The organism is Streptomyces sp. P9-2B-2 (genome assembly GCF_030406865.1).
Taxonomy (GTDB): Bacteria; Actinomycetota; Actinomycetes; order Streptomycetales; family Streptomycetaceae; genus Streptomyces; species Streptomyces platensis.
In genome coordinates this window covers 5374803-5383999 of the sequence record NZ_CP129126.1, presented here as the reverse complement: position 1 = coordinate 5383999, position 9197 = coordinate 5374803, and the positions used below count along the sequence as shown (strand labels likewise).

Here is a 9197-nt window from a genome sequence, read left to right as displayed (position 1 = left end):
CAGATTCCGGAAGGAGAACCGTCATGGGACGCATCCGCCCGGACGCCGTTCTCGTACAAGCCGTCATCGCCGGAGCGCTCTCCTTCGCCCACCTCCACGACCTGGCCGCCGCTGCCGGACAGGACGGCTGGAAGGCGTGGGCCTACCCGATCAGCGTCGACCTGCTGCTGGTCGCGGCCTGGCGGCGGCTCCGCAATGACGGGCCGTCCCGGCTCGCCTGGTGCTGGTTCGTGATCGCCCTGGTGGCCTCGCTCGGCGCCAACGTCGCGACCGCCGGATTCCTCGACCTCCAGCACCCGCCCGCCTGGCTCCGCTTCGGCATCGCCGGATGGCCGGCACTCGCCTTCCTGGGCGGGACCCTGCTGGCCCACACCCAAAGCGCGGCCGAAGCCACCGATCCCGCCCCGCGGGCCGACGTGACACCGGCCCCCGATCCCGTACCGGATTCGGCCGCAGCCACTGAACCTGCGGCCACTTCAGACGAGTTGGACGCCAGCCTCCCCGTGGCCGAACCCCCCGTCGAACCGCCCCGGCCGGCGCCCACGCCCGCGCCCGTCCCGGCCGCGCTTGTCGCCCACGCCCGCAAGGTCGCCGACGAGCACCGCGCCCGGACCGGAGACCAGATCGACACCGACACCCTGCGGGCCCGCCTCGGCGTCCCGCCCCAGCTCGCCGACTCCATCGCCGCCCAACTCACCTGAACCAGCAAGGAGAACCACCATGCCTGCCCGCGACCACTTCCACTCCGTCATGCGGATCGGCCCCGTGCAGATCGGCACCTACCGCGACCGTCACGGCCGCACCAAGCACGCCGCCGTCTGCACCTCCGACCGCTGCGGCTGGTCCGCCGACTTCTCCAGCCGCTCGGCCGCCCAGCTCGCCGCCCGAACCCACCGCTGCACGGTCCGCTGACCGACTGAGGAGACCCCCATGGACGTCCCGCTCTGGCTCGCCCTGATCGTCGTCGGCTACCTCGGCATCAAGCTCATCCGCCCGCCCTGGTGGCTCGTGGCCGTGTTCCTCCTCGGCGGCTACCTCATCGCCGACAGCCTCCTGGCCCCCGCCATCAACACGGTCGTCAAGTAACACCCACAGAAGGGAGATCCGCCATGTTCCGCCCCAAGGTCCCGACCAACCCGACGCCCACCGGACTCGTCATCCCTCCCGCTGTCGAACCGACCGCCCTCGTGCGGCCCACCCCGCCGCCGGCTCCCGTCGCTCAGTCCTCGACCCGCCCCGCGGTTCAACTCACGCCCGGCACCGCGCTCGCCCTCGTCGGCGGCGGTACAGCCGTGGTCCTGATCGTCGGCGCCGTCCTGGTGTCGATGCTCCTGGCGGTCGCCGTCAGCGGGGTGTCCGTCGCCGTCTGCGCGGTCGTCCTCCGCTCCCTGCTCACCTCCGGGCGCACGCACCGCTGACCGGCTCCCGGGCGGCCTCAACCGCCAAGTCTCCGCCGCCCGGGAGCCGTGCTCCTGCCCGAACCACAGATCCGGAAGGAACCCCATCATGACCGACCACACCCGCGTACGCGGGAGGTCGCCCGTGCCTGACGCGCTCCTCGACCCAACCACCCTCGGCGACCTGCTGAGGGTGGCCTCGGCCCCCGACTATGACCGCTGGGCAGACCAGATCCACCGCACCGGCGGCTGCTCCGACCCGATCCACCTCACCGGCTGGACCCTCACCAAGGACCGCGCGTCCGGCGAGACCCTGCACCACTACTCGACCGCTGCCGAACCCGGCGGACGGCTCCGCCTCGCCTGCGGCAACCGCCGTGCCTCCCGCTGCCCCGCCTGCGCCTGGACCTACGCCGGGGACACTTACCACCTCATCCGCGCCGGCCTGGCCGGAGACGGCCGCCGCGACATCCCCGCCACCGTCCGGGACCACCCCCGCGTCTTCACCACCCTCACCGCGCCCTCCTTCGGCGCCGTGCACAACCGGCCCGACCGAGGCGCCTGCCGCTGCGGCACACAGCACCGCACGGACGATCCGGCGCTCGGCACCGCGCTGGACCCCGAGACGTACGACTACGCCGCCGCCGTCCTGTTCAACAACCACGCGGGTGACCTCTGGCAACGGTTCACCACGCGACTCCGCCGCGAACTGGCCACCCGCGCCGGCCTCACCCAACGCGAACTCAAGGAATCCGCCCGCCTCTCCTACGGCAAGGTCGCCGAGTTCCAGAAGCGCGGCGCCCTCCACTTCCACGCGGTGATCCGCATCGACGGACCGGACGGGCCAGGAACACCGCCTCCGTCCTGGGCGAGCGTCGACCTGCTGACCGATGCGATCCACGCCGCCGCCGCGCACTCCTACACCTCGGTCACGGCTTCGGCTGCCGGCGACCAGCCCGCCCGGACCTTCCGCTGGGGCACGCAGCTGGACGTACAGCCGGTCAAGGCGTTCGGCGACGGCTCCGACATCACCGAACAGGCGGTGGCCTCCTACGTCGCGAAGTACGCGACCAAAGCCGCCGAGATCACCGGCACCCTCGACCGCCGCATCGGCGAACTCACCGAGCTGGACCACCACCAGGTCCCCGACCACACCCGCCACCTGATCACCGCGTGCAAAACCCTGGACCCGCTCTACCCGGACCGCCGCCTCTGGGCCTGGGCCCACATGCTCGGCTTCCGCGGCCACTTCTCCTCCAAGTCCCGCCGCTACTCGGTCACTCTCGGCGAACTGCGCGCGGCCCGCGCCGACTTCCGCGCCGCCCAAGAACGCGAAGCCCTCGGCCTCGAGCCCCTGGAGCCGCACACCGTCCTCGTCCTGACCGACTGGCAGTACGCCGGCCACGGCCACACCCCCGGCGAATCCGCCCTCGCCGCCACCATCGCCCGCGACATCCAAGCCAACCGCGACACCGCACGTGAAGCACGCGCCGAACTCGAAGCCAAAGAAGGAGATGACTGGACATGACCACCGCCACCGGCCAACTGCTGACCGTGCCCGAGGTCATGGCACGGCTCAAGTTCGGACGCTCCAAGGTCTACGACCTGATGCGCTCCAAGCGCCTCGTCTCCATCACCGAGGGCCGTGCTCGCCGCATCCCCGAAAACGCCGTGCAGGACTACATCCGCGACCGGATCGAGGAGGTCGCCTGATGTCGCAGCAGCGCAAGCGCAACCCCAACGGTGCCGGCACCATCACCAAGCGCAAGGACGGCCGCTACCAGTGCGCGGTCTACGTCCTCCAGCCCGACGGCACCCGGGCCCGCAAGTTCGCCTACGGCAAGACCTGGGCAGAGTGCGACGCCAAACGCCGCGAACTCCTCACCAAGGTCGACAGCGGCGTCCCCGTCCCCACCCGCTCGGCCAAGCTCGCCGAGTGGCTGCCGTACTGGCTGGACAACGTGATCAAGCCCAACCGGAAGCGCAGCACGTACAGCAAGTACGCGATGCACGTACGGCTCTACCTCGTGCCCCTGCTCGGCACGAAGCGGCTGGAGACTCTCTGCCCGCGCCACGTCCGGGTGTTCCTCGCCGACGTCGCCCGCAAGTCCTCCCCCGCAACAGCCAAGGAAGCTCACCGCGTGCTCCGTACAGCCCTGACAGCAGCTACCCGGGAGGAGTTGGTCACGCGCAACGTTGCCTCGCTCGTGGAGGCTCCCAAGGTCGTCAGCCGCGAGACCACACCCTGGTCGCTGGACGAGACGCTGACGTTCCTCGAAGAGGCCCGCCGCGATCCCCTCTACGCGGCCTTCGTCCTCGCCATCGCCATGGGCCTCCGCCGCGGTGAGGTCCTCGGCCTGCGCTGGTCGGACGTAGACCTCGACGGCCGGGTGATCCGCATCAGCAACCAGGTGCAGCGCATCGGTGGCGAGCTGTACCAGGACACCACCAAGACCGGGAAGAGCCGCCCCGTACCGCTGCCCCTGATCTGCCTGGCCGCGCTCCGCTGGCACCGGCTCCGCCAGTCCCACGAGGCAGAGAAGCGGGACACCAAGCTGAACCCGTCCGGGCTGGTCTTCACCACCCGCTCCGGTCGCCCGATCGAGCCGCGGAACCTGAACCGCTCCTTCTCCCGGCTCACCACCTCAGCCGGCCTCCGCCCCATCCGCCTCCACGACGCCCGGCACGGCTGCGCCACCCTGCTCACCGCGGCCGGCGTCGCCCCTCGCGTCCTGATGGAGATCCTCGGCCACAGCCAGATCAGCATGACCATGGACGTCTACACCCACGTCGCCCAGGACACCCAACGGGAAGCGATCAGCCACATGGACCGGCTGCTGAAACGGCGGCTCGACCGAGACTGATCACGGCTGACGGCACTCCGACCGCCCCGTTGATGTCACCCGTAGATGTCAGAAGCCCCAGGCCACCACCGGCCCGGGGCTTCGTCCCTGTTCAAGCTCAGAGCCCCCTGTCGGATTCGAACCGACGACCTTCGCTTTACAAGAGCGGTGCTCTGGCCAGCTGAGCTAAGGAGGCGTGCGTGAAGCAGTGTACCCAGGCGGGCCGGATGCCGGTTCCCATTTCGTGACTGCCGGGCTACTGACATCGGGGGCCGCCGCGGGTAGCGTCACGGAGAGTCCATATCAGTGGACTACACCACTCCTTTTACTCGGATCGTCCGGCACGTTCCTGCCGGTGAAGGGACTCTCATCATGGCTACGGTCACGTATGACCAGGCAACCCGGATCTACCCGGGTTCCGACAAGCCCGCCGTCGACAAACTGGACATCGCCATCGAAGACGGCGAATTCCTTGTTCTGGTCGGCCCCTCCGGATGTGGCAAGTCCACCTCGCTGCGGATGCTCGCGGGGCTGGAGGACGTCGACGGAGGCGCCATCCGTATCGGGGACCGCGATGTCACCCACCTTCCGCCCAAGGACCGGGACATCGCCATGGTGTTCCAGAACTACGCGCTGTATCCGCACATGACGGTCGCCGACAACATGGGCTTCGCGCTCAAGATCGCCGGCGTGCCGAAGGCCGAGATCCGGCAGAAGGTCGAGGACGCGGCCAAGATCCTGGACCTGACCGAGTACCTGTCGCGTAAGCCCAAGGCGCTGTCCGGCGGTCAGCGGCAGCGGGTCGCGATGGGCCGGGCGATCGTCCGGGAGCCGCAGGTCTTCCTGATGGACGAGCCGCTGTCCAACCTGGACGCCAAGCTGCGCGTCCAGACCCGTACGCAGATCGCGGGGCTCCAGCGGCGGCTCGGGATCACGACGGTGTACGTCACGCACGACCAGGTCGAGGCGATGACGATGGGCGACCGGGTCGCCGTGCTCAAGGACGGTCTGCTCCAGCAGATCGACTCGCCGCGGAACATGTACGACCGGCCGGCGAACCTGTTCGTGGCGGGCTTCATCGGCTCGCCCGCGATGAACCTCGTCGAGGTGCCGATCACCGACGGCGGCGTGAAGTTCGGCAACAGCGTCGTCCCGATCAACCGTGAGGCGCTGGCCTCGGCGGCCGACAAGGGCGACCGGACGGTGACCGTGGGGGTGCGCCCCGAGCACTTCGACATCGTCGAGCAGAACGGCGCGGCCGCGAAGTCGCTGTCCAAGGAGTCCGCGGACGCACCGGCCGGTCTGGCCATCACGGTCAATGTCGTCGAGGAACTCGGCGCCGACGGCTATGTGTACGGCACCGCGGAGGTCGGCGGCGAGGTCAAGGATCTCGTCGTACGGGTCGACGGCCGCCAGGTCCCGGAGAAGGGCAGCCGGCTGCACGTCGTGCCGCGGGCGGGCGAGACGCATGTCTTCTCGACGTCGTCCGGTGAGCGCCTCACCGACTGATACGGGCGCAGAGCGAGCGCGGCGGCGGTCCCGGGGCATCCGGGGCCGCCGCCGCGGCGTTCGCCGGCAACAACTCCCGCACCCCCGCCGCAGCGTTCGTCGGCAACAACTCCCATCCCCCCGCCGCCAAGTCGGCACCATAGGGACATAACCTGACTTTCCGTACCAGTGCGTCAACCCCACAACCGCACCGACGAGCCATTGCGTCCCCCGATAAGGTGACCAAATGTCGCCAAATCATCACTCCTCGCTACGATCGCGACCGTGAACTCCGCAGCCCGCCGCATCGGCAGAACTCTCGCCCTCGTCCTCCCCGTCGTCCTGGTGCTGTCCGGGACCCTCGCCGTCACCGCCGTCCCGTGGGCGTCGTCGACGGCCACCGACTCCCAGGTACTGACCGCGGCCACCGGCAAGGCCGTCACCAAGACCGCCGCCCGCGCGCCCGAGGAGGCCCTGCGCAAGCGCCTCCTGGTCGAACTCCAGGAGAAGGACCCGGGCGTCGCCCTGACCCACCTCCAGGAGGCGACCACCAAGCGCCCCTCGCTGGCCAAGCACTGCGTCTCCATCGCCCGTGACCTCGGCCGTGCCGCGGTCGCCAAGTACGGCGCCGCACACCGCGCCCAGGCCTTCTCCCGCCCGGTCTGCGACACCTCCTTCGCCACCGGCGTCGCCGCCGCCCAGTGACCCCCGCTCGCACCGCATAGGGTGCGATCCATGACAGGTGCCCCGCATCCTTATCCCACGCAGGCCGTGGTCCTGGCCGGCGGCCAGGGCTCACGTCTCCGCCCGTACACCGACGACCGCCCCAAGCCGATGGTCGAGATTCCCGGCACCGGGACCCCGATCATCGGCCACCAGCTGAACTGGCTGGCCGAGGAAGGCGTCACGGACGCGGTCATCTCCTGCGGGCACCTCGCCGGAGTGCTCCAGGACTGGCTGGAGCAGACCGAACTCCCGTTGCGCGTCAAGACCGTTGTCGAGACCGAACCCCTGGGCCGCGGCGGCGGCCTCAAGTACGCGGCGGGCTCACTGCCCCGCCCGGACGAGCCCTGGTACGCCACCAACGGCGACATCTGGACCCGCTTCCCGCTCCGCGACATGGCCGCCTTCCACCACGAGCGCGCCGCCGAGGCCACCCTCGCGCTGGCCCGCCCCCACATCCCCTGGGGCGCCGTGGAGACCGATGCGTTCGGGCATGTGCTGGACTTCATCGAGTCGCCGCCCTCGCCGTATCTCATCAACGCCGGCGTCTACGTCTTCTCCGCGGCCTTCACGGGGCTGCTCCCGGACCGCGGCGACCATGAGCGCACCACCTTCCCGCGCCTCGCCCGTGAACGCCGGCTGGCCGGTTTCCCGCTCCCCCAGGGCGCCTACTGGCGCGCCATCGACACCGCCAAGGACCTCACCGAGGCCGCCAAGGAGCTGAGCGCCCAAGGGCGTTGAGCGGGCGTATCGGGGCCGCGGCGGGCCCCTGGGGGCCCGGCCCGGTCCCGGTAGCCGTACGGCCCCCGGGACCGCCACTACGGCCACCCTCCCCACCGCGCGCCGCCACGGGCCCCTCCACCCACCCGCACGCCGCCACGGGCCACCAACGCCGCGCTGGAGGCCGCTCACGACCTCCCACCGCCGCCCTCAACCGCGCACGACGTCCCACCGCCCACACACACCAGTCCCCGACCACCCCTCCCTCCCCCCGACGGCCGGTGCAGAAGAGCTGTAAGGGGAGATCGGGGCGATCGGGGACGCGGCGGGGGCGGCGGGGTCAGCCCAGGAGGCCGCCCAGGGCGTCGCGGCCGGAGTCGCTTCCGGAGCTGCCGCTGCCGCTGCTGCCGGTTCCGGTGGTGCCGCCGCCGGTGCCGCCCGCCGACGGGGGCACCCGGCTCGGTACCGGGGCCCGACGGGTCGGCACGGTCTGCTGCGGGGCGCTGGTGGTCGCGCCGGGCTGCTCGGCGAGGCCGCTGCTGCTGCCCGTCGACCGACCGGTGCCGGGGGCCGAGGCGGCCGGGGTGCCCGGCTTGCGGGCCTTGTGCGAGGCGCCCGCGGAGGGCTTGCCGGGGCGCGGTGCGGCGCTGCCGGTGTGCCGGTGGCCGGGGCGGGTGGCGCGCTTGCCGGGGCGGGGGAGCGGGGAGCCGGGCAGGTTGTTGATCGCGGGCTCGCCGGGCCGCGGTACGGGCGCGACCGTCGCGGACCGTACGGCGCCGCCGAGCAGCGAGCCGATGAGCAGCGTCAGCCCGGCGACCACCGCGGTCATCACGGCGCCGCGGCGCAGCACCCGGCGCCGCAGGTCGGCCACCTCGACACGGGGGCCGAGCCGCCGCCAGGCCTCACCGGCCAGCCGCCCGTCCATGGAGTAGACCGGGGCGCCCGCGATGATCAGCGGACTCCAGGCGGCGAGGTAGATGATGTCGGGGGCGTCGTAGGCGGGGACCGTGCGCCAGCTGACGGTCATCAGCAGCACCGCGGACAGCAGCGTGCCGATCGACGCGGCGACCCGCTGCCACAGTCCGCAGATGGTCAGCACACCGACGACGACCTGGAGGAAGGCGACGGTCAGACCGGCGCCGACCGGGTGCGAGACGGCGAAGTCGCGCAGCGGCACGGCCAGCGCCCAAGGGTCGAGCGACAGCAGCCACTTGACCATCGAGCCCCGCTCACCGCCGTCGAAGTAGACGGGGTCGCAGAGCTTGCCCATCCCGGCGTAGACGGAGATCAGGCCGAGGAAGATGCGCAGCGGCAGCAGGACGACGCCGAGGTTCATCCGGCGGCCGGGGTAGTACGCGTGCCGCACGGAGTCGGCGCCGCGCCGCCGGCCGCCGGGGTCGTAGCCGTCCGGTGCCTCGAAGCGGTCGTCGTCGTAGTCGTCGTCGAGCGGGCCGCGGCTGCCGTACGAGGTGTCCCGGTAGGGGCTGTCGCGGTAGGTGTCGGCGTACGCGCTGCCCACGGGGCGTACGCCGTGCAGCAGCTTGGTGTCGTTCTGGGCGGGGCGGCGCTGGCCGATCACGGTCTGGGCGGGGGGCGCGTCGTCGAGGCGGACTCGCGGCAGGACCTGGGTCGTGCCGACGTCCTCGCCCGGTCCGTCGAGGCCGATGCCCGCGTCGCGTACCGCGTGCAGGAGTTGGGTGGTGGCGCCGGCCGTGCCGCCCGGTGCGGTGCGGCCGCTCCACACCACGGGCGCCCGGCGTCTGGCACCGGCGGCCGAGCCCCGGACGCCGGGGATGTGCGCGGTGTCGGCCATGGCGCTGCCCGCCGCGGGCGCGGCGAGCTGTACGCGGAAACTGGCGTGGTTGACGATGACCTGCGCGGGATCGCACGGCACCTTGACCGAGCTCAGGCCCGGCTCGTCATCGAAGCCCGGCGAGCGTCCCCCCGTAGGCGTGCGGGGTGTTCTGGTGTCCACGCTCATCTAACCGAGTGACTCGCGTGAAAGACACTGCCTTGACCGGGTCGA

At 71.5% G+C, this 9197-nt stretch carries 11 protein-coding genes and 1 tRNA gene; 10 read left to right on the top strand and 2 right to left on the bottom strand.

Annotation, left to right across the window (positions count from 1 at the left end):
* The first annotated feature begins 23 nt into the window (after positions 1-23).
* The 7 genes from QT196_RS23700 to QT196_RS23670 all read left to right on the top strand — a co-directional run bounded on the left by QT196_RS23700 (position 24) and on the right by QT196_RS23670 (position 4261).
* Positions 24-701 carry a DUF2637 domain-containing protein gene (locus tag QT196_RS23700; RefSeq protein WP_290355632.1) on the top strand — a complete coding sequence of 226 codons (678 nt, stop codon included), beginning with the start codon at positions 24-26 and terminating at the stop codon, positions 699-701.
* Positions 702-720: 19 nt separating this feature from the next.
* Complete coding sequence (locus tag QT196_RS23695; RefSeq protein ID WP_290355631.1) at positions 721-912, top strand: mobile element transfer protein; 192 nt, start codon at positions 721-723, stop codon at positions 910-912.
* 18 nt (positions 913-930) lie between these two features.
* Positions 931-1086: a hypothetical protein gene (locus QT196_RS23690; protein ID WP_290355630.1), complete on the top strand. Its 156-nt coding sequence runs from the start codon at positions 931-933 to the stop codon at positions 1084-1086.
* 23 nt (positions 1087-1109) lie between these two features.
* Complete coding sequence (locus tag QT196_RS23685) at positions 1110-1418, top strand: SpdD-like protein (RefSeq protein WP_290355629.1); 309 nt, start codon at positions 1110-1112, stop codon at positions 1416-1418.
* A gap of 88 nt (positions 1419-1506) precedes the next feature.
* Entirely contained in the window at positions 1507-2925 is a 1419-nt protein-coding gene (repSA, locus tag QT196_RS23680) for a replication initiator protein RepSA (RefSeq protein ID WP_290355628.1), read from the top strand.
* Positions 2922-3110, top strand: a complete 189-nt coding sequence (locus tag QT196_RS23675) for a helix-turn-helix domain-containing protein (RefSeq protein WP_290355627.1) — start codon at positions 2922-2924, stop codon at positions 3108-3110. Before repSA ends, QT196_RS23675 begins: the two co-directional genes overlap by 4 nt.
* Positions 3110-4261 carry a site-specific integrase gene (locus QT196_RS23670; RefSeq protein WP_290355626.1) on the top strand — a complete coding sequence of 384 codons (1152 nt, stop codon included), beginning with the start codon at positions 3110-3112 and terminating at the stop codon, positions 4259-4261. The genes QT196_RS23675 and QT196_RS23670 overlap by 1 nt, the downstream gene beginning before the upstream one ends.
* A 101-nt stretch (positions 4262-4362) precedes the next feature.
* On the opposite strand, the gene QT196_RS23665 is transcribed toward QT196_RS23670, so the two are convergent.
* Positions 4363-4436, bottom strand: a tRNA-Thr gene (locus tag QT196_RS23665).
* A 176-nt stretch (positions 4437-4612) separates the two neighbouring features.
* Here QT196_RS23665 and ugpC point away from each other — a divergent pair.
* The 3 genes from ugpC to QT196_RS23650 all read left to right on the top strand — a co-directional run bounded on the left by ugpC (position 4613) and on the right by QT196_RS23650 (position 7192).
* Entirely contained in the window at positions 4613-5749 is a 1137-nt protein-coding gene (gene ugpC, locus QT196_RS23660; RefSeq protein WP_168480885.1) for a sn-glycerol-3-phosphate ABC transporter ATP-binding protein UgpC, read from the top strand.
* A 264-nt stretch (positions 5750-6013) separates the two neighbouring features.
* Positions 6014-6433, top strand: a complete 420-nt coding sequence (locus tag QT196_RS23655; RefSeq protein ID WP_168480884.1) for a hypothetical protein — start codon at positions 6014-6016, stop codon at positions 6431-6433.
* 30 nt (positions 6434-6463) lie between these two features.
* On the top strand, positions 6464-7192 hold the full coding sequence (locus QT196_RS23650) for a nucleotidyltransferase family protein (protein WP_290355625.1): 729 nt from the start codon (positions 6464-6466) through the stop codon (positions 7190-7192).
* Between the two features lie 319 nt (positions 7193-7511).
* On the opposite strand, the gene QT196_RS23645 is transcribed toward QT196_RS23650, so the two are convergent.
* Entirely contained in the window at positions 7512-9152 is a 1641-nt protein-coding gene (locus QT196_RS23645; RefSeq protein ID WP_248001281.1) for a DoxX family protein, read from the bottom strand.
* Positions 9153-9197: the final 45 nt, after the last annotated feature.